The organism is uncultured Apibacter sp. (genome assembly GCF_946479295.1).
GTDB lineage: Bacteria > Bacteroidota > Bacteroidia > Flavobacteriales > Weeksellaceae > Apibacter.
In genome coordinates, this window is the sequence record NZ_CAMLFD010000002.1 from 137,088 (window position 1) to 162,479 (window position 25,392).

The following is a 25,392-nucleotide window of genomic DNA, read 5'->3' on the forward strand; positions in this document are numbered from 1 at the left end:
AATAATTAAAATATGAAAAACATTGTTCTTATAGCGGGAGCATTTTACGGATTAATTTCTATTATTTTAGGCGCATTAGGTGCCCATGCTTTTAAAAAGATTCTTTCTGTTGATAAATTGTTGAGTTTTGAAACGGGTGTAAAATATCAAATGTATCATGCATTAGCACTTTTACTTCTTGGATTTTCATTATCCTTTACCTCGAATTTGGAAAAGTGTGCAGCTTGTGGAATGATTATAGGTACGTTTCTATTTTCTTTTAGTATTTATTTACTAGCTTTTTCCGAATATTGGAATGTCAACTTACGAATTTTAGGGCCTATAACACCTATGGGAGGTATCTGTATGATTATAGGTTGGGCTTGTTTATTATTTTATTTTATTAAAAGTAATTAAATGTTCTTTCAAAAAAGATTTTACTTTCGCAATCACAAATTCATTAGAAAGCATCAAGTAAAATTTTGAAGAATCATTTTTTAATTCATTTTGGTAAAAATCTTCATAGAGTCTCGGTGAAAAGTCGTGAAGGTGAACGCTTTGGTGTAAATTAGTGTTTTCATAACAAGCAACATCTTTTCTACTAATATAAGGGGGATAGATAGTAAATGTTGGCTTTTGTAAAGCTTTTGTTGCCATAACAAACCTGCTATTATTCCCTATGAATAGAGTACTATTATGCATAAAAGCAGCAAATTCACGTATTGATTTTCCTACCGGTTGTACAAATACTTTTGTATTAGAATTTAATAAAGAGAGAAGCTCATTTACTTGTTTATATTGAGAAGGTAAATAAGTAAACAATAAATCTGCTCTATAATTTGCCCAAATGAAATCAATTAGTTTAGCCATATTACCTATTGTCCAGGTATTATGTATATTAGATCCCAAAACGCCTAACATAATAACCGGTCGTTTAAAAAAGATCCCGGCATTCATCATTTTTTCTTTAGCGTCTTGAATTTCATCCTCAGCAAGAAATATTTTGGCTAATGGGTCAACCGGAACAGGGTTATCTTTCAAAAATTCTTTTAAGATAATTAAACGATCTTCCAATAAGGTACATGTTTGTGTTATCGGCTCATCTACCTTAGATACCGTTTTATCATAGATCTTTGTGAGAAAGGAGTTATAATAGCTATATTTTATCTTTGCTTTTGAAAAAAGAGTTAGTAAAATGCTATTGAAATTTTGTGACATATCAATAAGTATATCATATTTTTCACTTCTTACTAACCTTATGTATTTATATATGAAAAGCAACGAACGTATAGGTTCAGCATCTATAGTTGCTATAATACGATCAATGTTAGGATTTCTTTGAATAACACCCATGCATTTTTTATAACAAAGAAAATCTATCTTAATATCCGGATAGATTTTCTTTAGATTATTAGGAATTACACTGGAGAGTAATACATCTCCAACATTATTATATTGTATTAATAGCGCTTTCACTATATTTAGTATATCTATACAGATACATTGTGCTCTCTAAGAGCATCATTTAATGATGTCTTTTTATCTGTACTTTCTTTTCTTGTCCCTATAATTAATGCACAATTTACATTATATTCTCCAGCAGGAAATTTTTTGGTAATGGATCCTGGAATAACTACTGAACGTGGCGGTACATATCCTCTGTATTCTTTAGGTTCGCTGCCAGAAACATCAATAATTTTGGTTGAAGAAGTCAAGGTTACATTTGCTCCTAATACGGCTTCATCGTCAACATGTACTCCTTCTACTACAATACATCGTGATCCTATAAAACAATTATTTCCAATAATAACGGGGGCTGCTTGTAAGGGTTCTAATACTCCTCCAATTCCGACTCCTCCGCTTAAATGTACATTTTTACCAACTTGTGCACAGCTACCTACTGTTGCCCATGTATCAACCATTGTACCTTCATCTACGTAAGCACCAATATTAACATAGGAAGGCATTAAAATTGCTCCGCTAGAAATGTATGCTCCTTTTCTTGCTACTGCATGAGGCACTACACGAACACCTTTTTCTGCATATCCTGTTTTTAATGGAATTTTATCATGATATTCAAAAATACCTATTTCATAAGTTTCCATTTTCTGAATAGGAAAATATAAAACTACGGCTTTTTTAACCCACTCATTTACTTGCCATTTTCCATCTTCTAAAGGCTGTGCTACTCTTAGTTTACCTGAATCTAACAGTTCGATTACCTCTCGAATTGCTTTTTGATATTCTTTATCCGATAATAATGCACGGTCATCCCAAACTTTTTCAATGGTTTGTTGTAGATCTTTCATATGATTTGTTTATACAACAAATTTAACAATTTTATAGTTGTTTTTACGTATATTTCATTTATATAAACATTTTTTATACTTATGGGAGATATTACAAATTTCTCATTGTAACTTTTGATTTTTTAATCAAAACGCATTCCTATATATTTCAAATATTTATAGGACAAAATTTTGTTTCCTATAGTGATTATTGTATTGTACTGAAAAACTGAGCTTCGAATAATTTACTGTAGTATCCTTTTTTTTGAAGCAATGTATTATGATTTCCTATTTCTACTATTTGACCATGATCTAGCACAATAATCTTATCTGCATTCTGTATGGTAGCCAGACGATGGGCAATAATAATAGAAGTTCGATTTTGTGTAATCTTATCAGTCGCTTTTTGAATTAGTTCTTCCGAATTCGTATCAATGGATGAAGTAGCTTCATCTAACACCAAAATTGATGGATTGTATAAATATGCACGTAAAAAGGAAATAAGCTGTCGTTGTCCCAAAGAAATAGAAGCTCCTCGTTCACTTACTTCATACCCATATCCATTAGGAAGGCTCATTATAAAATCATCAATTTGTATTTCTTTAGCTGCATTTCTTACTTCCTCAAGCGTTATTTCTTTATTACCAAATGTAATATTTTCCAGAATAGTGTCATTAAATAAAAAAACATCTTGTAGCACTACCGCAATGTGAGATCGTAAATTATGTAATTCGTACGATTTAATATCAGTTCCGTCAATATAAATATATCCTCCAGATATATCATAAAACCGGCTTAACAAATTTATAATCGTTGATTTACCTGCTCCAGTAGCACCTACTATAGCTACTTTTTCTCCACTCGAAACTGTAAAAGAAAGATCTTTTAAAACGTTTTCCCCTTTTATATATGAAAATGATACGTGATCAAAAATAATATTTCCTTGAATACTATCTTTTACTACCGTTCCCTTATTTGATATTTCATGATCGGAATCTAATACAGTAAATACTCTTTCAGCTCCTACAATTCCTCGTTGAATGGTATTAAAACGATCTGCAATTTGTCTCATCGGTCTCACAAGCATATTTACATAAGAAGTGGTAAATGCTATGACTACACCGGGTGAGATGTTATGAGATGTTAAAGCATTATGTCCTGCATACCATATCATGACTCCAATGGCAATGCCAGTTATAATATCTACGGCAGGAAAGAATAATGAAAAATAAAAAACCGTTTTGAGATAGGCTTTTTCTAATTTTTGATTAATATGAAAAAATTTGTTATATTCTTTTTTTTGTTGATTAAAAACTTGGACGATCGTCATTCCTGAAAGTCTTTCCTGCACAAAGCTATTTTGATTGGCTGTTTGATTCCTTTCCTCGGAAAAGGCTTTTTTTATAGCTTTTTGAAATATCCTTGTAATGACAATCATAACCGGAAAGATAAATAATGCGATGGTTGCCAACTCCCAATTTATCCAATACATGGTAACTATAACAAAAATAATACGAAGGATATCTCCTAAAACCATCAGTATTCCATCGGTATATATAGTGGAAATAGTTTCAATATCTGAAACAGATCGAGTAACTAGCACTCCTAAAGGAGTTTTATCGAAAAATGAAGATTTAAAATAAATAAGCTTTTTGTACAATTTTATTCGTAAACTTCGAATTACATTTTGAGCTACAAAGTTAGAAGCATAGACTAAAAAGAATTGTAAGACAACTTCCATCAGCATTAACAACAATATAAGCAATAGTGAATGATATAAACCTGAAAAATTTCGGTTTTTAATAATATCAACATCTATTGCATGACTTATTAACACAGGGCGATAAGAGGAAACATATGCCAAAGCCAGTGCTATAAAAATTGTAGAATAAAACCATCCGGGATATTTACTTCCCAACTCCATTAGACGAGAAAGTGCCTGACTTGCTTTTATGTTTTTATTTTTTTTATGTTTCATAATTTATCTCCTTTGGATATATAACTTTCTCTAAAGTGAGACCTTTAGCAGGAGCTGAAGTGGAAGCAAATTTTCTGTTTTTCTTTTCGATGATGTTTCTAAACTCATTCTCTTCTATTTTTCCTCTTCCTATATCCATTAAGGTTCCTACTATCGCTCTAACCATATTTCTTAAAAATCTGTTGGCAGAAATAGTAAAAACTAATTCATCTTCGTATTGTTTCCATTCTGCTTGGTAAATATAGCAATCATTCGTTTTATTATCCGAATGAAGCTTGGAAAAACTGGTAAAGTCTTTATATTCGAGTAATATTTTCGCCGCTCTATTCATTTTATCTACATCAAATTGATAAAAAAGAAATTGGGCATGGTATCGTTGTTTAAAGGGATTTTTTTTAGTAGAAATTCTATATTTATAAACCCTTTCCCTTGCGTCAAAACGAGCATGGGCAGAATCTTTAACACGAAATAGGGCGTGTATGGAAATATCCGAAGGTAAAAAAGAATTTAATTTTCTTACCAACTGATCCGGTAATTCTTCCTCCCAATTGAAATGAGCATACATTTCCGATGCATGCACACCAGTATCGGTTCTTCCTGCTCCAACCGTTTTAATTTCTTTTCTAAGCAATTTGCTTAAGGCTGATTCTAATTTTTCTTGTACTGATATATGTCCGGGTTGTCTTTGATACCCATAATAATGAGTACCATCGTATGAAAATTGTATGAAATAACGCAATTTTATTATAAATTTACTACAAAAATAGTGAGAAAAATATTATTGCTTTCCGATACTCATTCGTATATCGATGATCGAATGTTAGAATACGCTTCTCAAGCAGATGAGGTTTGGCATGCAGGAGATATTGGAGATATCAAAGTATCGGATGCTTTGAAAAAGGTTGCTCCTTTATTTAAAGCTGTTTATGGAAATATTGACGGAGTGGAAATACGGAAAGAATTTCCTCTTACTCAGCGTTTTTTTTGTGAAAAAGTAGATGTATGGATGACACACATTGGTGGTTATCCGGGAAAATATGCTCCTACACTACGAGAAGAAATAAAAAAGAATCCCCCTAAGCTCTTTATTTGCGGACACTCGCATATTTTAAAAGTAATGAATGATCAAAAACTTCACTTGATTCATATGAATCCCGGGGCTGCAGGTATATACGGTTTTCATAAAGTCAGAACTATGCTTCGATTTGAAATAAATTATGAAAATATACAAAACCTGGAGGTTATCGAATTTTCAAGATAAAATTATTTATGATCTTTTGGATAATGAATGTTTAAGACGTTTTTAAATCATATTTACAGCAATCAATAATGAAAAATTATTATTAAAATATTTCATTTTAAGTTAGAATATCAAACTTTTTAAAACATATAATATAAATTTTTTTAATTATAAATTCTATTATACTTATGTAAAATATTTTTTATAATAAATTTATTTTTAAACAAATTAATACTAAATTTTTAAGAATAATTTAATATTAATATTATTTTTCTAAATAGTTATAAATTATCAACATTATATATCTTTAATTAAATTTGCAAAATTTGTTTTACTTTTAGACAAATTTTTAGATTGTGATTGAAAATATTTTATATCATTAATCGTAACATTTTTAATATCAAAATATACTAATGGTAAAAAATTATTCTGCCAAATTCAATTTATGATAAGATCTATTGTTTATTTATCTTTATTAGCTCTTCCCATATTGGGCTATGCTCAATCGAAAGTTGTAATAACTTTTAAAGTTATGGATAAAGAAAAAAATTCCTGCTTAGATGCCGACGCACCTAAAAACTTTATATTTCAATATGAATATAGCTCAGGATATAAAGACATAAAAGGATTAACATCTTTGAAGTGTTATAACAGTTATACAATAACTAAAATATTAGGAAACTTTCGAATTCAAATTTTAGCTCCTGAATACGAATCTCAATATCTGAATTTTAATATTACGCAACAAAGTAAAGATACTCTATATTTAGGAGAAGTTTATCTTAAACATATTAATTCTGATATAATTAGTAATGATAAAAATACTTCCAAATCTTCCGGAAAAGAAAAAGAAATTGACGGTATAGTAGTTACCGGAACTCGCAAGAGATTTATAAAATTAGATGCTAATAAGACTACCTATACGATAAAAGATAATGATTTGCTTTCCGGAGGAAGCGCCCAAGAAACGTTAACAAAACTTCCTGGAGTTATTAAAGGATATGGAGGCAATCTTACTGTAAATGGTAAATCAATGTCTATTTATATTGATGATGTACCTACAGGCTTATCGGGAAGTGATTTGGAAAATTTATTACAAAGTTTACCATCAACTGCTATAGAAAAAATTGAAATTATTTCTAATCCCGGTGCCTCTTATGATGCAAAAACAGGAGGAGGAATTATAAACATTATAACCAATGGTCGAGCGTTACGAGGAATAAACGGATCTGTTTCCTTGAATTATCAATTCAACAAAAACAATCGGGTATCTCCTTCTATAAGTTTAAATAGCCGTTTAAAAAACGTTTCCTTACAATTGAATAGTGGATTTAATTATAGAGAAAACGATAAAACTACGTACTATAAAAGAGAATTTACTTCTTTCTCCCCTTCTATCATTTTTAATCAAAAAAATATTGAAAATAGATTTAACCGTTTTTATTATTTTAGACCTTCTTCTAATATTCGACTTAATAAAAATAGTAATTTATTGATTAATTATAATTTGAGCTATACTTCCAATAATAATTATTATACAGGTGAATCTCTAAGTAATAATAACATAGAACCTATTAACCTTTTAAATAACTCAAAATATTCAGAAGATAATACTAATCATGAATTAACTACAAAGTATAAGATTAAGTTGGATACATTAGGAAATTTATTTGATATAACAGCTTCTTATAAGCACTATGATAAAAGCTCAAATAATAATAGTACCCAAAATAATGAAGGTGTTGATAAATACTCTGTAAACGATATAGATTATAAATCTGATTATTTTCAAATTAGTCCTAATTTCGAATTTTCTTTTAATAAATTAGATGTAAAACTGAATATGGGAGGTAAATATTCCCAAACGAAGTATAATAGTAATGGAAAGTATAATCTTTTAAATACCTCTTCCTCAATATTTGATAATCCTAATTACAATTCATTTAAAGATTTTACCTACGATGAAAATCAGTATGCTTTATATGGAGAACTGAGTAAAAAATTTGATAAATTGGATCTCAATGCGGGGCTTCGCTATGAAAATCTGGAATTCAAAAATAAAGTGAAGGGAACAGATCAAAACTTGAAATATACTTTTGAAAAATTTTTTCCATCATTCAGTTTGCTATACAAATTTAATTCTACATTGGATTTTAATGCTACTTATAGAAAAAGTATGTTACCTCCTTCATATTCTAACATGGATCCTAATTTAACCAATTATTATGATGAATTTAATACTTCCGAAGGAAATTTACATCTTAAACCAGATTATTACGATAATTATGAAGTTTCTTTAAGTGCATGGCGTTATCTTAAGATCTCATTCAACTATACATATTCTAAAAATATAAATATGTTGTATTATGAAACAGAAGATAACTCACTGACCGTAAATCAGACCACTCGTACTTTTACCGGTATGAAAAATTATAATGTATGGGTAGGTATTCCAATACCTTTTCAATTAGTTACCAGAGGTAAAAAATTCTTTGAGCAGCCTATGAATATGGATAAAATGAATTTTATTTATCTATATGGAATGTACAACTATTATAAAGTAAGCGATTATCCTTATTTAGATAAAGTAAAACCTATGTGGTTCTATGTAATATATGCTCAATTAATTCTTCCTAAAGATATTAAATTAACAACCTTTTTCTTATCTAGTACAGATAAAGGATATTTTGAGATATATAAGTCTTATAAACCATTTCGATATTCTAACATAGAATTGTCCAGATATTTTGCTGATAAAACTTTTAAAGCATCTTTAGGTGTTCAAAATATATTAGGTCCTACAAAATTTAATTCAGATATTAATAACTTTAATTTAAAAACTAATTATTACAGTAGAGAAAGTGATCAATTGTTTTATATTAAATTATCTTACAGTTTTGATAAGAACCGTAAAATAAAAAAGGTAAATACTATTATTGAAGATGAAAATATGAATGATAATAAATTGTTTCCTTCCGCTCCATTAAAATAAATACTCTATTTACATATAATAATAAAGGCTGAAAATATATTTTCAGCCTTTATTATTTTTATATAAAAATGTTATTCTACTTTTTTTATCATTTCTACATGTTCAATATGATCCTCTAAATAAATATTTCCGTCAGTTTTAAATCCAAATTTTTCATAAAAAGGAACTGCATAACATTGAGCTCCGATTCTTATAGTTTGTTCTCCATAAACTGCAAATAATGATTCAATGGATTTTTCCATTAAAATTTTCCCAAGTCCTGTGGAACGCAATTCTTTACAAATAATTACCCTTCCTATTGAAGCTTCATTATATTTAATTTTTTCAGGAAAAATCCTCGAATAGGCAACCAACTTTTTTCCTTTATAAATAAGAAAATGATGTGCTTTATGATCTTTATCATCCAAATCTTGAAAAACACAATTTTGTTCCACTATAAAAACCTCAGTTCTCAATTGTAATAAGTCATACAATTCATATACAGAAAGCTGATCAAATTTTTTAAATATAATGTTATATGAATTCAAACTACTCTTGGGCATCTTTCATAAATTTTTCTACTTTTTCAACCATTTTTTTAGAGCCGCATACAAAAGGAGTTCTTTCATGCAACTCTACCGGATTTAAATCTAATATACGCGTAAATCCATCGCTCGCACTTCCACCGGCTTGCTCAACAAGGAATGCCATAGGATTGCATTCGTATAATAAACGTAATTTTCCTTTCGGTGCTTGTGAATAGGATGGATATAGATATATACCTCCTTTCAATAAATTTCTATGAAAATCTGAAACTAACGAACCGATATATCGGGAAGTATAGGGTCTATTATCTTTTTCTTCTTGACAATATTTTATATAATTTTTTATACCTTGAGGAAATTTAAGATAATTTCCTTCATTAACAGAATATATTTTACCATCCTCAGGAATTTTTATATTAGGGTGAGAAAGATAAAATACCCCTAATGCAGGATCTAAAGTAAATCCATTGACTCCATTACCGGTAGTATATACTAGCATGGTTGAAGAACCATAAACTATGTATCCTGCTGCCACTTGTCTATTCCCAGATTGTAAAAAATCTTCCAAAGTAACGGGTCCGTCTTCTGATATCCTTCTGTAAATTGAAAAAATAGTACCCACATTTACGTTTACATCTATATTTGAAGATCCGTCTAAAGGATCAATCAAAACTACATATTTACTATTATTTAAGTTATTTTCTAAATTTATACTTATAAAATCTTCATTTTCTTCGGAGGCAATTCCGCAAACTACTTCACGATTTTTTAAAGCTCCAATAAATACATCATTAGCAAATACGTCTAATTTTTGCTGTTCCTCTCCTTGTATATTCTGATTTCCAATAGCCCCTATAATATCAACGAGCCCAGCTTTATTAACTTGTTGATTAACAACTTTACTAGCTAACCTTATGGCTCCTAAAAGACGTGATAACTCTCCTGAAGAATATTTAAAATCTGCTTGTTTATCAATTATAAATTCGCCTAAAGTCTGTGAGCTCATCGATTTCATGTTTTATAAATTTAGTTTTTGAATGTTCCAAATATATTGATTTTTGTATGTACTTTATAAGTAATATATAGATTTGTCATATATTTGTTGACGATCTTTTAATATTTAAAATACTATTTTACTGTTTACCAATACTATATAATTTTTTAGTCGATAAATAGGTAAATCTCCAAGTTGCAAAAAAGGTATTCTTGCTATAAAAATTTTGGAAAAATATGCTTTTTAAATATTGAAAATATAGATGACTATCATTTATGAAAGTTTATAAATTTGGAGGTGCTTCTATACAAAATGTAGAAAATGTACGAAATGTTATAAAAGCTTTTATCCAAACCAGATATAGTTCAACTATTTTAGTTGTTTTTGCAATGGAAAAAACTATCAACTCTTTAGAAAATGTAGTGACTGAATACTTTCAAAATGATAATTATTTACAAATTGTAGATAGGATTGAAGAAGAGTATCTTGATATTATAGAAAATCTTTTTTTAATTCTGCAGATGTTATTAATGATATTAAAAATATTTTTATAAATATATGTTCTTTGTTATATGAATAATACATCCTATAATTTTAATTTTATGTACGATCAGATCGTAAGCTTTGGAGAAATTACTTCTTCCAAAATTCCCAGTACATATTTAAATTCTTATGGTATCATAAATACCTGGATAGATATAAGCAATTTTATAAAAACAGATTCTAATTATAGAGAAGGTAATGTTGATTGGGAATATAAGAAAAAACAATTTGAAAATTTTGATATATCTAAAACCTACGTTACTCTAGAATTTATAACATCAAACTCAAATAATTTAACGGTAACCCTTGGTAGAGAAGGAACTGATTATTCTACTGCTATTATTACTTATTACCTAAAATCTGAAGAAGTAACAGTTTGTAAAGATGTTACCGGAATAATGACCGGAGATCCTGCTTATTTTAATCAGCCAAAACTTATAGAATTTCTTTCTTATGAATATGTTATGAAAATGAAGTTGTATGGTGCATCTGTAATTCATCCTAAAACTATTTTTATTCTACAAAAAAATGAAATTCCTTTAACTATACGTTCCTTTTTATATTCTGTAAAACAAGGAACTACTATTAAAAATTGGATAAAAGTAGATTTGTATGTTTCTTGTATCATACAAAAATTAAATGTACATTTGCTAACCATTTCTTCCCTTGCTTTTTCATACAAGCTGGAAGATAATCTTTATGTAATTTTTAAACAACTTTCTGAACTGTATGTTAGAATAAGCATCATCAAAATTTCTGCTTTTTCAGTTTCACTAGTTTTTGAAGATAAATTTAATTCAATTAATATTTTACTGAATACTCTTACAAAATCTTTTAATGTGACGTTAAAAGATAACGTATGTTTACGTACAGCCGAAATAAGAAATAATTTTAGAAAAGGAAAAACAATTTTATTATAAAAATTGGTAAAAAACTTACCAAGCAATTGTAAAAGAATAACAATATGAGCTTAATTACCTTAGAGGATATACAAAATGCCTTAAACTTAAAAAAATATGGTTTTTTAGGTAAAAGCATAGCATGGACCATTATGAAAGTTTTAAAACTTGGTCATATTAATAAATTTTGTACAGAAAATAAAGATCTTCCTACCTATGAATTTCTAATAGAAGTTTTAAAACACCTTAAAATAAACTACGAAATTCATGAAGAAGATCTAAAAAGAATTCCTGAAAAAGGGCCTTTTATAATTGTTTCTAATCATCCTTTAGGAGGTTTGGATGGGATTATACTAATGAAAATAGTTTCAGAAATTCGCCCGGATTTTAAAATAATGACTAATTTTTTACTAAAAAAAATTGAACCATTAAAGAATATAAGTATACCTGTTAATCCTTTTGAAACTAGAAAAGATACCTTTGATAGTAAAATAGGTTTCATTGAAACTTTACGCGTTTTAAAAGATAATCATTGTATTATCGTTTTCCCTGCGGGAGAAGTTTCTCATTATTATCCAAAGACTAAAAAATACGAAGACAGAGAATGGGTGGAAAGTGCTTTAAAACTCATTAAAAAAGCCAGAGTTCCGGTAATTCCGGTCTATTTTCATGCTAAAAATAGTAAGTTATTTTACAGAATATCTAATATTCACCCCGATTTACAAACTGCAATGTTACCAAGGGAATTGGTTAAAAGAAGAAAAAGTCCTATTAAAATACGCATAGGAAAACCTATCTCTGTAAAACAGCAAGATGAATTTCCGGATATTAAATCCTATGGTAATTTCTTAAGAAATAAGGTGTATATGCTTAAGTCATTTTATACTACTGCTAAGGATCCTTTTAAAAACATAAAGTTTCTTTCAGTATCAGCCATGACTAAATCGGCTAATTCCAATGAAGTAAAACCTATTATTAAAGAAACTCCTAAAGAATTAATTATAAAAGAATTGGAACTTTTAAAAGAGATAGATTGTGAACTTTTTTCAACTTCCCAATATGAAATATATTTTGCTAAACCCGAAAAAATACCTAATATTTTAAAAGAAATCGGCCGATTGAGAGAAATTTCTTTTAGAGAAGTGGGAGAGGGGACCAATGAACCTTTTGATCTGGACGAGTTCGACCAGATTTATCATCATATGTTTTTATGGGATAATGAAAATAAGGTTATTGCTGGAGCATATCGTATGGGAATGGGTAAAGAAATTTATGAAAAATATGGAATTAAAGGATTTTATACTGCTTCTCTTTTTGAATATGATTCGGAAGTACATCCTTTTTTCAAGAAAATCATTGAGATGGGTAGAGCATTTATTTCTACTGAATACCAAAAGAAACCTATGCCACTATTATTATTATGGAGAGGTATTGTACACGTTTGTTTAAGGAATTCTCATTATAAATATTTAGTAGGAGGAGTTAGTATTAGTAATCAATTCTCAAACTTTTCAAAATCTATAATGGTTGAATTTATGCGTTCTCATTATTTTGATTCTTATGTGGCTCAGTATGTTCATTCTAAAAATGAATTTAAAGTTCATTTAAAATCTAATGAAAAGGACTTATTCTTTGATGCTGCTGATAACGATCTAAATAAGTTTGATAAGCTAATTGATGAATTAGAGCCTGATCTAAGACTTCCCGTACTGATAAAAAAATATTTAAAACAAAATGCGCGCGTTATTGCTTTTAATGTGGATCCTAAATTTAATGATGCTATCGACGGTCTCATGTACATTAGAATAAGTGATATACCGGATAGCACTATTAATCCTGTTTTAGAAGAATTATACGCTATGGATAAAAAAAATCATAAAGAATATTAATAAATTTTTTAATTTTCAATAATAAAATAAAAAAATTATATTTAATACTTTATATAAAAAGTATATAATTATACTATAATTAAAAATTTAACACTTGTTTTAAATGATCTATTGTCATTATAGTTCAACTTATTTAAAAATTTAATCTAATATTTTTAAGGTAAATAAATAATATTTACCTTTTTTTATTTTATGAGTAAAATTTTCCTATATCTAAATATATTTCTCCTATTACATATATATTTTTAATTTTATGAGTGTAAGCTTTTACTATATACTTTTATTGCTTATAAAGTAATAATATATTATCACCATTGTATTGAAATTTAATATATTATAAATTTCAAGAGTACTTATGTTTTTAATCATTAAAACTATTATAGTTAATAAAATTAACTGAAACAATAATATTTATACATTGTAAAATAAATAAATCTCATAAACTTGATAATAACTTGTATAGTATTAAATTACAATAATTTAAAATCTATAAACAACTTTTAAATTAAATATTTTTTGTATTAATAACTTATTATTAATTGTCTTAGTAAATGTATTCACTATCAATATTTTACAAGATAATAATTTTATAAAATACTCATTTTAAAGTAGATAAAAACTTGTTAATAACTTGATTTATTTTTCAATAAATCAAATTTTTATAAAATACAGTAAATCAAATGCTTTATAAATTTATTTTTATATAAAATATATTTTAACTATCAAATTATCAAACTATTACAATAATATTAACATTTGAATATAAGTAATTGTTAACATTTTTAAACAAAAAAATTTGTTTTAACATTCTTAATCTTCCATTAAAAACTTTTGACTTTTTTCCAAATTTTCTATTAAATTTTTACTTGTGAATTCTACCTACTTTTTTATTACTTTAATAACAACTACTTTTTAAACAGTAGAGTTATTAATAACTTTCCTAAATTTGTTAATAACTCATATATATAATTGATAATTATTTATTTATTATTAATCAAATATGTTGATAATAGGGTTAAATTGTATTAATAAAAAATAATTTTAAAGTTATCAACATATTAACAGGACTATTATTACTATTACTTCATATTTTATTTAATTTAAAAAAAGATATATATAAATAATAATTAAATGTGGAAAATTTCAGGTAGCAAAATTTCTGTTTTAGTTTTTATGACGGTATATTTGTAAGAAAATAAGTAAAATTATGAAGACAGTTAATGATTTCAATTTTAATGGAAAAAAAGCATTAATTAGAGTTGATTTTAATGTTCCTCAAGATGAAAATCTTAAAGTTACTGATAATACGCGAATTGTTTCTGCTAAACCAACTATAGATAAAATATTGAAAGACGGTGGTTCTGCTATCTTAATGACTCATCTTGGCAGACCAAAAGGACAAGTTACAGATAAATTTTCATTAAAACATATTGTTGATGAAGTATCTAAAGTATTAGGTGTTTCTGTAAAATTTGTAGATGAATGTGTAGGTCCGAAAGCCGAAAAAGCAGCAGCCGATTTAAAGCCTGGAGAAGTTTTATTATTAGAAAATTTACGTTTTCACAATGAAGAAGAAAAAGGAGATGAAGAGTTTGCAAAACAATTAGCAAAACTTGGTGATATTTATGTAAATGATGCTTTCGGTACAGCCCATAGAGCACATGCTTCGACTGCGATAATAGCAAAATTTTTTCCTTCCAATAAGTGTTTTGGACTTTTAATGGCAAAAGAGTTAGATGCCATTCAAAAAGTGTTAAAAACTGGTGAAAAACCTATAACTGCGATATTAGGAGGATCTAAAGTTTCTTCTAAAATAACAATTATTGAAAACATACTTCCTGTGGTTGATAATTTAATTATTGGAGGTGGAATGACTTATACATTTGTTAAAGCTCAAGGTGGTAAAATTGGAAAGTCTATATGTGAAGATGATAAACAAGATTTAGCTTTAGATATTCTAAAAAAAGCTAAGGAACAAGGAGTAAAAGTGTATCTCCCTGAAGATTCAGTAGTTGCGAATGATTTTTCTAATGATGCTGATATTCAGATAGTTGATACAAAATCTATTCCAGATGGGTGGGAAGGTCTGGATGTTGGACCTAAAACTGTTAAAACTTTTTCTGAAGTAATTAAAACTTCCAAAACCATTTTATGGAATGGTCCTTTAGGTGTGTTTGAAATGCCTAATTTTGCTAAAGGTACTAAATCTATCGGAGATGCTATTGGTGAAGCTACCAAAAATGGTGCTTTTTCTTTAGTTGGTGGTGGTGATAGCGTTGCTTTTGTAAAGCAAAATAATTATACAGATAAAGTAAGTTATGTTTCAACTGGTGGAGGTGCTATGCTTGAGTCTCTTGAGGGAAAAGAACTTCCTGGTGTTGCCGCTGTTTTAAAAGATTAATATATTTAAAATAAAAAAGGGATAATTATTTAATTATTAACTATCCCTTTTTTATATTAAAATAATGAAAAATTTTATTAAGATTAATAATCCTGAATATTTTTTATTATTATTTTTTGGATTTATATATTATATTTTTGTATTATATGATAATATGATAATCATATAAGTTTGAATTTTAATTATCAATACTATTTATATGATTATAATTTTGGTTTTATAAAACGTGGTTTAATAGGTTCAATTTGTAGTTTATTATTTTCAAAAGTTAGTGAATCTACTTTTGTAGCAATTGCTACAATTATTTTAATCATATTAGGAATTGGTATCGTTAAAATTATAGATTCTATCAATTTTAAAAATAAATTTTATGGTTATTTTTTGGTATCTTTACTAGTTATTTGTCCTGCTCTTCTTAAAAATTTATGGTATGATTTGGGAAGATTAGATATTTTTGGAATTTTATACTGTTTATTTTTTTTGTATCCACTTAAAAATTTATTTTTAAATATATTTCTTCTTTTATCTCCATTAATTTTATTGGTTCATAAAGGTTTTTTTCTGCTTTGGCTTCCTACTTATTTTGTTTGTTGGTTTATTAGAAAAAATAATGTATTAATTAAAAGCTATAAAATTATATTAATTTCTTTTATAATTTTTTCTATTCTAATTCTTTTTCTTGTTAACCATTTCGGAAAATTAAATATATCTTTTTTAATATTTCAAAGTTATCTTAAATCTAAGTCTAATGATATTAATAATTTTGATTATTCAACTATTACAGGAGGAAAAAATATATTTAAACAGATATTTTCTTCAATAATTTTAAATTTTACGCATATTAAATTTTGGTTTTTAGGGGTAATTAATTTTCTTTCAATTGGATATATAATAGTGATTTTTTGCAGATTATTATGTATTAATTTAAAAAAATATAGAATTATCTATTTACCTTCAGTTTTAACTTTTATAATGTTTTTTTTAGGGTGTGATGCTCTTAGATGGTTTTCTAATATGTGTATTTCTCTTTACATATTCTTACTATGTATTTTAGTAACTAATAAAGATTATATAAATGAAAGGAAAATAATTGATAAAAATTTCAGCAATGATATTTATTTCTTAATATTTTTAGTTTTAGCCATGATGCCATTGAAAAAATTAGGAGTTTTGTGGTGGTAATATTTTATACCTTTCATAATATTTTCTATAAAAAATCTAATTTATTTTGTAATTTTTAGTTCCATAATATTTATAATCTATTTTTTTTAATATATATAATTTTTAGTGTAATTGTATTTTTTGATTTATTTATAGTTGTTAGTCCAAGTATTTTAAACTGAATATCAATTTATGTTAATCTAAAATTGTTTATTTATTTTTTTTAATATTAATTAGGTTAATTGTTAATTCATTCAGAGTTAATAAATATTTATTATAATGTTATTACTTTATCTAATTTTATTTACTTTTTTAGTAAATTAAAAATGATTTATTAGTATATTATTTTTAATAGTTTAAGTAAATTATTTATTTAATATATATATAACTGAAGAATAATTTCCATCTTTTAAACCTTTTAAATTTGATATTGTTCCTATAAAAGGAAATCTTAGTATTCCTAGTGAATTTTGAGCATAATTTTCACTTATTAATGAAATGTAAAAACTATCAAAGGGTAGAGGATAAGTTTTAATTACTTTAAATTTATTTTGAGTAAAAAAGTTTATTGCTCCATTTTTTCCATAATGAAATATATGTCTGGGTACATCCCAGGCTGCCCAATGTTCTTTATAAAATTTTGCATCATAAGATTTATGATTAGGTACTGCTATCAGTAGATATCCATTATTTTTTAATTTTGATTTTAGTTGTAATAAAATTTCTTCTGGATTTGGTATGTGTTCTAACACATGCCAAAGAGTAATTATATCCAAAGAATTATCATCAATAGTTTCAAGAGAAGAAGTTATATGTTTTATACCTATTTTTAATTCAGTTTGTTTAGCTGCTTTTTTATTAGGTTCAAATCCAATTACTGAAAAATTTTTACTTTGCATAAATTGTAAAAATGATCCGTCTCCGCAACCATAATCTAATATTTTTCCGGATGATTTATATTTTTTAATAATTTTTAATTTATATTTTTCATTCAACTTTTGAATAAGAGAATATATTTTAGCTTTTAATGAATTGTCTTTATTATGAGATAAATATTTATCGCTATCATAATATTTAGCTATATCATAAGGTAAATCATATGTTTTTAAAATATCATTATATTCACTTTCTTTTACTTCAAAAGTTTCATTAGTCAAGAAATGATCTTTAATTTTCATTATGTTTTTTATAAATTTTCATTATATAATTATTAATTTATTTATATGTTCCACGTGGAACATATAAATAAATTAGAAGTGTATATCAGTGTATTTATCTTCCCATGTAAATTAATAAAACATTTATATCAGAAGGAGAAACACCACTAATTCTACTTGCCTGTCCTATTGTTTCAGGTTTAAATTTTATTAACTTTTGTTTTGCTTCTGTTGATATACTATTTAATTTATTGTAATCAAAGTTTAAAGGAATTTTAATATTTTCTAGTCTATTTAATTTTTCAACATTTTCAAGTTCTTTGTCTATATAACCTTTGTACTTAATTTTTATTTCAACTTGTTCAAGAACTTCTTCTGAAAAATTATTTGTATTTAAAAAATTATTAATGGATGGAATTTCTTTTAAATCTTGTAAATATATATTAGGTCTAACCAAAATTGAATCAGCCTTAACAGTTTGAGATATAGGAGTAGATTTTTTTTGAATTAAAATAGGATTTGTATCATCTTTAGTTATAGATAAAGATTTGATAAATTCTATACAAGAGGAAGTTTCTCTATTTTTAATTTCTAAATTTTTCATTCTTTCTTCAGATGCTAAACCTATTTTATAACTTAGTGGAGTTAATCTTTCATCAGCATTATCTTGTCTTAAACTCATCCTATATTCAGCTCTAGAAGTAAACATCCTATAAGGTTCTTCAGTGCCTTTTGTTACTAGATCATCTATTAGAACACCAATATAAGCTTCATTTCTCTTAAGAATAAAAGGTTCTTTGTTTTTATTTTTTAATGAAGCATTGATACCTGCTATGAGTCCTTGAGCAGCAGCTTCTTCATAACCGGTTGTACCATTTATTTGTCCTGCAAAATATAAATTATCAATATTTTTTGTTTCTAAAGTATTTTTCAATTGAGTAGGAGGAAAATAATCATATTCAATAGCATAACCTGGTCTAAAAAATTTAGCTTTTTCTAAACCTGGAATTAATTGTATAGCTTTTATTTGTATATCATCAGGTAATGATGTGCTAAAACCATTTATATAATATTCTATAGTTTGCCATCCTTCAGGTTCTGCAAATATTTGATGTCTTTCTCTATCAGCAAATCTGTTAATTTTATCTTCTATAGATGGACAATATCTAGGTCCTGTACTCTTAATCGTACCATTAAATAGAGGAGATCTTTCAAAACCTTCACGTAAAACTTCATGAACCTTTGTATTAGTATAAGTAATATAACAACTTTTTTGTTTATGAAGTGTAGGTGTATTTGTATAAGAAAATTTTTGAGGATTTGCATCTCCTTTTTGTTCTTCCATTTTAGAAAAATCTATACTTCTGCCGTCTACTCGAGGGGGTGTACCTGTTTTCATTCTTCCAGCTTCAAATCCTAATTCAATTAAATTTTCTGTAATGCCAAATGCAGCTTTTTCACCCATTCTGCCCCCACCAAATTGTTTAATTCCAATATGAATTAATCCATTCAAAAACGTTCCATTGGTTAATATTACAGATTTAGCATATATTTTTGCTCCCATATAGGTTTTAACTCCAATTACTTTATTATTTTCAGTTAATAAACCAATAACCATATCTTGAAAAAAATCTAAATTAGATATATTTTCCAACTGTAATCTCCATTCTTCTGAAAATCTCATTCTATCAGATTGTGCTCTGGGGCTCCACATAGCTGGACCTTTAGAAAGATTAAGCATCTTGAATTGAATCATCGATTTATCTGTAACAATTCCGGATAATCCCCCTAATGCATCAATTTCTCTAACAATTTGGCCTTTAGCTATACCTCCCATAGCTGGGTTACAAGACATTTGACCAATGGTTTGTAGATTCATAGTTATTAAAAGGGTTTTTGAACCTAAATTAGCAGCAGCAGCTGCTGCTTCTGAACCAGCATGACCACCGCCAACAACAATTACATCGTATTTTTCTAATATCATATTTATATATGTTTCACGTGAAACAAATTTTTAAAGTATTAATTTTAATTATTTTTAAATAAGTTTATATATGTATTTTCCTTTTCTCTCATAAGTTTTATATCCTCATCCATTTTGTCCTTGTATCCTATTATATGTAAAATTCCATGAACTAACACTCGGTTAAGTTCATCATCAAACTCTTCATTATTAATAATTGCATTTTCTTTAACCCTATCAGTTGAAATAAATATATCACCTGAAATAATATGATTTTCTTTATAATCAAAAGTAATTATATCTGTATAATAATCGTGATTTAAATATTGAATGTTAATATCTAATAATTGTTCATCTGAACAAAAAATATAATTGATATTTCCTAAACGAAAACCTTCATTTTCAATAGTCTCTTTTAACCATTTCTTTCTTTTTAATTTATTTTTTAAAATAAAATCATTTTTAGAAAAGTAATTTATCATATTTGTTAATTTATGAGTAACAAAATTAAAATTAGTAAATAAAATTCGAAATAATAATTAATAAAAATGTATATAATTTTGAAATTTATTTTAATATTTTTAAAATTATTAATTTTTTAAAGGTGTATTATATTTTTTTTAAAAGAATTGGAATATACAAACTAAGAATAGAAAAAAAAAATGTTGATAAATTATTTCATAATATTTATCAACATATATCAAAATGTAGAAAAATGAATTTAAAACCAGTAGCCTAAGGCTACACTAAATACTCCTTTGTTTTGATTAGTAGAGTAGGAATAAAGTAGGTTTATAGGTCCAAAGGGACTATCATATCCGTAACCCATTCCATAGCTGAAATATTTGTATTTAAAAAATCTTATATCTTTAAATTCGTCTTTTATATTAGCTAAATTAGAGTATACTTTAAGATAATGATTTTTAAGTACTTTGTAATTTAATGAAGAATATAAAGAAAAATATTGGTCACCGGTCTTATAAGCAAAAGGTAATCCTAAAAATTTAGTAAAATTTAAAAATTCTTGTTCAAAATATCCTCCCATGGAATATTTGTATTGTAATGGAAGTGCGTTAAATGAAACACCTAAATAATGCTGATTTTCCAAAGCTAATCTACGACCAATAGGAATAGAGTAATTCAATTGACTTTTAATTATTGAAAATTTATTAAAATTAGAAGCATTTGAATAGAATATATATTTAGCAGAGGCGTCTAATTTGAAACCTTTAAATGGAAAATTTGAATTATCTCTAGTATCTGCTTTTATATAAAAATAAGGATTATAGAAAAAGCTTTCATCCTTTTTGAAACTTTTTGAATCATCTTTATAATTGTATGAAAAAGGAGAGATACGCATAAAATTATACTCTATACCTGTACCGATTGCGTATTTTTCTTTTAAAGTTGATTGTAGATATATTTGTTGATTGAAATAACGAATACGATTAAATGAGTATTCGCTTTTTTTCATATCAGAATAATTAAAATTAAACGAATTAAATGTTGTATTAGATCCAATGCTCGGTAAAATTCCATTATCAATAAAATAATTGATATTAGCTCTGAAATTATTTCCAAAAATTACATCTATGGACAAATTTGAATTGTCAAGGAGTAGTTTATTAAGAGTGATGTTTGTTAAAAGAGAGGTTTTATAAACATCATCATAATGAAGTCCGAACCTAATTGAATTGTTATCTTTTTTATCTAAATATAAATTTACATGTTGACTTTCTAAGAAATTATCAGAAGTAAGCTCATAATAAACTCTTTTATAATTTCCTGTAGAATATAAGGCAGAAATACCTTTATCTAATTTAGTAATAGATGTATTTTGAGGTAAAGTTAAACCTAATTTTCTCTTAATATAAATAGAATCTTTGGAAGATTCACCAATAATGGAAAGCTTTGTAATAAATAAATTTTTATCAGAAGGCAATTCATTTATTCTAGGCCTAACATCCTTCGATTTACCTTGAATTTTTGCAATTTTTAATAATTCTGGAAAAGCTTTTTCTCCAGCTAATTTTCCTTTATTAAAAATAGAATCTTTTTTGTCAAAATCTGTTACATTATAATCTTTTAAATCGGGCTTAATTAATAAATCTACGTAACTTCTTTCAAAATCTGTTTTAATATTTATGCGATAACTTATAATTTGATTAATTATATTGAGTATGGAATTGATTTCATTAGCTTTTTGTAATCCGCTACCCAAATCAACCCCGATAATAATGTCCATTCCTTTATTTCGTAAGGCTCTGGAAGGAAAATTATTAACAATTCCTCCGTCAATTAAAATTTTATCATCAATCTTAACCGGTTCAATAAGAGAAGGATAAGCTCCACTGGCCAACACACTTAATGGTAGAAAACCGTTTTCTAATTGCTCTTCATCTCCGGTTTCTAAATTAGTTGCTATACATAGAAAAGGTATGGGAAGCTTAGAATAATCATGTACATCATGAACATTGTAAAGAAGATTGGTTAATAACATTAAAGGACCCTGACCTCTGCTTAATGCAGAGGGAAGAACAACCTTAAAATTAGAAATAGGTAAGGTTAGAATATATTTTTCCCTATAAGATTTATCAAAAAAAGGAATAAAATTTCGATTTCTATCTTGTAAAAAAAGTTCATTAAAGTCAATGCTGTTAATAATATTCTTCATTTCTTTGGGAGAATATCCAGCAGCATATAAAGAACCAACAATTGCACCCATGCTGGTACCACTTATATAGTCAATTTTAATTCCTGCCTTTTCTATAGCTTCAATAACTTCAACATGAGCAAATCCTTTAGCACCACCACCACTTAAAACCAATCCCACTTTTGGTTTTTTAATAGTATCATAAATTGGAATAAAAGTAGAATCACTATTTCGGCCGTAAAATAAATTTCCTATTATTAAAATATAAAATAGTAAGTAATTTTTATAAAATTTCATAATAGCAAATATATTAAAAACCTAAAATTTAAATAAATATTAATGTTATAATAATAGATTTATGTTATTTTTAAGACTAGCATAAAAAAAAGTCCCATTTTAATATAATAAAATAATTATTCTATTTTACAAGTTTAAAATTAGAATACTTTAAAGAATAATTGAGGTCATTTGATTATAATAAAAGAATTAAATAAGTACAATAAAATTAAAAAATGTAAAAATTGGGTAAATTTTGATTTAAAAATATAAATTATATTTGTTATAAAAACATTACTTAAAAAATTTAAGCAGTTAAAAATCAGGATTAATTTTCAATGAAAGAAAATAAAAAAATTAAAGTGCTTTTTAGAATTCGTTCCATGGAAACTGGAGGTGTCCAAAAAGTTTTATTAAATATTTTAAATCATTTGGATAAAAATAAATTTGAAGTAACCTTATTATTAAATCTTTATCAAGGAAAATTAATAAAAGATATCTCAAAAGATATAAATGTTCAATATATTGGAATAGGAAAAGAGTTTATGAGTTCAAACTCATTACTTAAAAAAATTCAATTAGTAATAAGATCCTGTAAGTTAAAGTTTTATAATCAATTTCCACATTTATTATATAAAAAACTAAAATTGTACGAACATCAAGTAGAAATAGGATTTTTTCATTATAATTATAATGATGTGTTGAATAGTCCCAATCGAAAATCAAAAAAAATAGGGTGGATGCATGGTGATATAAAAAATATTACCATACATGGAGATAAACAAAGTTTTGTTGCAAAATTTTTAAAATTTGATACAATGGTCTATGTTTCACGTCAAACCATGGAAAGTGCAAAAAGCTTTAATCAAAAAATAGAAAAAAATGCCAAAGTAATTTATAATCCTATTGATGTTAACAATATTATAGCCAAATCTAAACATCAAGCACAAGTAAACATCAGCTCCAGTAAAAACGATTCAATAAAATCATTTATTTCAGTTGGAAGAATAAAACCTGGAAAAGGTTACCAACTTTTGATAGAAGCTCATAAAAAACTTATAAATAATGGATTATATCATAAAATATATATAGTAGGAGACGGAGAATATAAAAATGAATTAAAAAATAGAATAAAAGAACTTAATATAGAAGAAACATTTATTTTTTTAGGAGAATATAAAAATCCATATCCTTTCATTAAAGAGGCAGATTATTTTATACTTCCTTCTTTTTCAGAAGCCTATCCGTTAGTTATTGCAGAAAGTCTTATACTATCAAAACCAATTATTACGACAGATGTAGGAGGAATAAGAGAAATGATGGTTGATCAGGAAAATGGTATATTTATACCTAGTAACAATGAACAAGCCTTATATGATGGAATGAAAACTTTGTTGCAAGATCAGGAAAAATCAGAATTTTTTGTTGAAAATAATAAAAAATGTAAAGATAATTTTTCTCCAGAAAAAATATATAAAAAAATTGAAAATCTTCTTTTAGAGTAAAATAACAAGAATTTAATGAATACAGATTCTAAAATAACAGTAATTACACCTACTTATAATAGAGCACATACTTTAAATAGATTATATGAATCTCTTAAAAAACAAGTATTTAAAAATTTTGTATGGATTATAATGGATGATGGATCTACGGACAATACGCAAGAATTAGCGAATAAATTTAGTAATGAAAATCTTATAGAAATAAAATATTTTCAAGGTAAAAACAGACATAAATTCATTACTGTTTTTGAAGGTATAAAAAAAGTAAAAACACCTTATTTTGTAATTATTGATTCAGATGATAGTTGGCCACAAGATTCATTCGAAATTTTATACAAAGAAGTTTCAAAAATTAAGAATCAAGATCAGTTTATAGGCGTTATTGGTCATTCTGCAGATACTGAAGGTAATTTAGTAGGAAATTTATTTCCGGGAGATGGTTTTACAGGTTCCATTCTGGAAATGCGCTATAAATATAAAGTAAGAGGAGATAAAAGTGGTATTTTTATAACTAAAAGCTATCTAAAAGAGCTAGATAAATATGATTATTCCATTTATGAAAACAAAGGATATATTCCACAAAGCGTTTTTTTTACTACTTACGATTCCCAGGGATTAAAAACAAAATTTATCAATAAAGTAATTCGTATATATCATAAAGATGATAATGATTCCAAATCTATTTCTAATACCCGTTGGAAAGGTAAGAATATCTTTGGATTAAGAGAAGGTTATAAAGCTATGCTAAACAATTATAACTATCAGCTATTTGCATATCCGAAAACATTAGTAAGAAACTTAATAGGTTTTCAATTTTATTCTTTTTTAAATAATAAAACGTTAACATCCAATATAACAAGCATAAAAAATCCTATAATTAAAATTATAAGTGTATTTGCTTTACCTTTTAGCTACATATACTATTTAAAAAATAAAAATAGCTGATAAAA

General features: G+C 26.4%; 19 protein-coding genes. 9 read left to right on the top strand and 10 right to left on the bottom strand.

Annotated elements, in window-relative coordinates:
- The first annotated feature begins 12 nt into the window (after positions 1 to 12).
- Positions 13 to 396, top strand: a complete 384-nt coding sequence (locus tag Q0T35_RS03245) for a DUF423 domain-containing protein (RefSeq protein ID WP_295840945.1) — start codon at positions 13 to 15, stop codon at positions 394 to 396.
- Here Q0T35_RS03245 and Q0T35_RS03250 read toward each other — a convergent pair.
- The 4 genes from Q0T35_RS03250 to truA form a co-directional block, all read right to left on the bottom strand.
- Complete coding sequence (locus tag Q0T35_RS03250; RefSeq protein ID WP_295840946.1) at positions 370 to 1,455, bottom strand: glycosyltransferase family 9 protein; 1,086 nt, start codon at positions 1,453 to 1,455, stop codon at positions 370 to 372. The two genes, Q0T35_RS03245 and Q0T35_RS03250, sit on opposite strands and share 27 nt — an antisense overlap.
- Positions 1,456 to 1,469: 14 nt before the next feature.
- The gene (locus tag Q0T35_RS03255; protein ID WP_293917992.1) at positions 1,470 to 2,288 is read right to left on the bottom strand and encodes a 2,3,4,5-tetrahydropyridine-2,6-dicarboxylate N-succinyltransferase; all 819 of its coding nucleotides are present in this window, start codon (positions 2,286 to 2,288) and stop codon (positions 1,470 to 1,472) included.
- 187 nt (positions 2,289 to 2,475) lie between these two features.
- Positions 2,476 to 4,245, bottom strand: coding sequence for an ABC transporter ATP-binding protein (locus Q0T35_RS03260; protein ID WP_293917990.1), 1,770 nt, complete (start codon positions 4,243 to 4,245; stop codon positions 2,476 to 2,478).
- Positions 4,235 to 4,984 (bottom strand): tRNA pseudouridine(38-40) synthase TruA, encoded by a 750-nt coding sequence (truA, locus tag Q0T35_RS03265; RefSeq protein WP_293917988.1) that lies wholly within the window; start codon positions 4,982 to 4,984, stop codon positions 4,235 to 4,237. The genes Q0T35_RS03260 and truA overlap by 11 nt, the downstream gene beginning before the upstream one ends.
- 27 nt (positions 4,985 to 5,011) lie before the next feature.
- On the opposite strand from truA, the gene Q0T35_RS03270 reads away from it, so the two are divergent.
- Both Q0T35_RS03270 and Q0T35_RS03275 read left to right on the top strand, forming a co-directional pair.
- Positions 5,012 to 5,506, top strand: a complete 495-nt coding sequence (locus Q0T35_RS03270) for a metallophosphoesterase family protein (RefSeq protein WP_295840947.1) — start codon at positions 5,012 to 5,014, stop codon at positions 5,504 to 5,506.
- Positions 5,507 to 5,930: 424 nt separating this feature from the next.
- Positions 5,931 to 8,477, top strand: a complete 2,547-nt coding sequence (locus Q0T35_RS03275; protein ID WP_295840948.1) for a TonB-dependent receptor — start codon at positions 5,931 to 5,933, stop codon at positions 8,475 to 8,477.
- 71 nt (positions 8,478 to 8,548) lie between these two features.
- Here Q0T35_RS03275 and Q0T35_RS03280 read toward each other — a convergent pair whose 3' ends face one another.
- Together Q0T35_RS03280 and fbp are read right to left on the bottom strand one after the other, a co-directional pair.
- Positions 8,549 to 9,019 carry a GNAT family N-acetyltransferase gene (locus Q0T35_RS03280; protein ID WP_295840949.1) on the bottom strand — a complete coding sequence of 157 codons (471 nt, stop codon included), beginning with the start codon at positions 9,017 to 9,019 and terminating at the stop codon, positions 8,549 to 8,551.
- Positions 9,006 to 10,016, bottom strand: coding sequence for a class 1 fructose-bisphosphatase (gene fbp, locus Q0T35_RS03285; protein ID WP_295840950.1), 1,011 nt, complete (start codon positions 10,014 to 10,016; stop codon positions 9,006 to 9,008). Before fbp ends, Q0T35_RS03280 begins: the two co-directional genes overlap by 14 nt.
- Positions 10,017 to 10,270: 254 nt before the next feature.
- Between fbp and Q0T35_RS03290 the strand changes: the two genes are divergently transcribed.
- From Q0T35_RS03290 to Q0T35_RS03305, 4 genes are all read left to right on the top strand, one after another.
- Positions 10,271 to 10,549, top strand: a complete 279-nt coding sequence (locus tag Q0T35_RS03290; protein ID WP_293917978.1) for a hypothetical protein — start codon at positions 10,271 to 10,273, stop codon at positions 10,547 to 10,549.
- Between the two features lie 48 nt (positions 10,550 to 10,597).
- Positions 10,598 to 11,458 (top strand): hypothetical protein, encoded by an 861-nt coding sequence (locus Q0T35_RS03295; RefSeq protein WP_295840951.1) that lies wholly within the window; start codon positions 10,598 to 10,600, stop codon positions 11,456 to 11,458.
- Between the two features lie 44 nt (positions 11,459 to 11,502).
- Positions 11,503 to 13,326 carry a lysophospholipid acyltransferase family protein gene (locus Q0T35_RS03300; RefSeq protein ID WP_295840952.1) on the top strand — a complete coding sequence of 608 codons (1,824 nt, stop codon included), beginning with the start codon at positions 11,503 to 11,505 and terminating at the stop codon, positions 13,324 to 13,326.
- A 1,207-nt stretch (positions 13,327 to 14,533) separates the two neighbouring features.
- Positions 14,534 to 15,727, top strand: a complete 1,194-nt coding sequence (locus Q0T35_RS03305) for a phosphoglycerate kinase (RefSeq protein ID WP_293917972.1) — start codon at positions 14,534 to 14,536, stop codon at positions 15,725 to 15,727.
- A gap of 1,526 nt (positions 15,728 to 17,253) precedes the next feature.
- Here the strand turns inward: Q0T35_RS03305 and Q0T35_RS03310 are convergent.
- From Q0T35_RS03310 to Q0T35_RS03325, 4 genes are all read right to left on the bottom strand, one after another.
- Entirely contained in the window at positions 17,254 to 18,066 is an 813-nt protein-coding gene (locus Q0T35_RS03310; RefSeq protein WP_295809202.1) for a class I SAM-dependent methyltransferase, read from the bottom strand.
- Between the two features lie 94 nt (positions 18,067 to 18,160).
- Complete coding sequence (gene mnmG, locus Q0T35_RS03315) at positions 18,161 to 20,029, bottom strand: tRNA uridine-5-carboxymethylaminomethyl(34) synthesis enzyme MnmG (protein WP_295840953.1); 1,869 nt, start codon at positions 20,027 to 20,029, stop codon at positions 18,161 to 18,163.
- 44 nt (positions 20,030 to 20,073) lie between these two features.
- On the bottom strand, positions 20,074 to 20,490 hold the full coding sequence (gene ybeY, locus Q0T35_RS03320) for an rRNA maturation RNase YbeY (protein WP_293918398.1): 417 nt from the start codon (positions 20,488 to 20,490) through the stop codon (positions 20,074 to 20,076).
- A 239-nt stretch (positions 20,491 to 20,729) separates the two neighbouring features.
- Entirely contained in the window at positions 20,730 to 22,958 is a 2,229-nt protein-coding gene (locus Q0T35_RS03325; protein ID WP_295840954.1) for a patatin-like phospholipase family protein, read from the bottom strand.
- A gap of 317 nt (positions 22,959 to 23,275) precedes the next feature.
- Here Q0T35_RS03325 and Q0T35_RS03330 point away from each other — a divergent pair, with 317 nt between their 5' ends.
- Positions 23,276 to 24,442 carry a glycosyltransferase gene (locus Q0T35_RS03330; RefSeq protein WP_293918394.1) on the top strand — a complete coding sequence of 389 codons (1,167 nt, stop codon included), beginning with the start codon at positions 23,276 to 23,278 and terminating at the stop codon, positions 24,440 to 24,442.
- A gap of 15 nt (positions 24,443 to 24,457) precedes the next feature.
- Positions 24,458 to 25,387, top strand: a complete 930-nt coding sequence (locus tag Q0T35_RS03335; protein ID WP_293918392.1) for a glycosyltransferase family 2 protein — start codon at positions 24,458 to 24,460, stop codon at positions 25,385 to 25,387.
- Positions 25,388 to 25,392 lie beyond the last annotated feature (5 nt).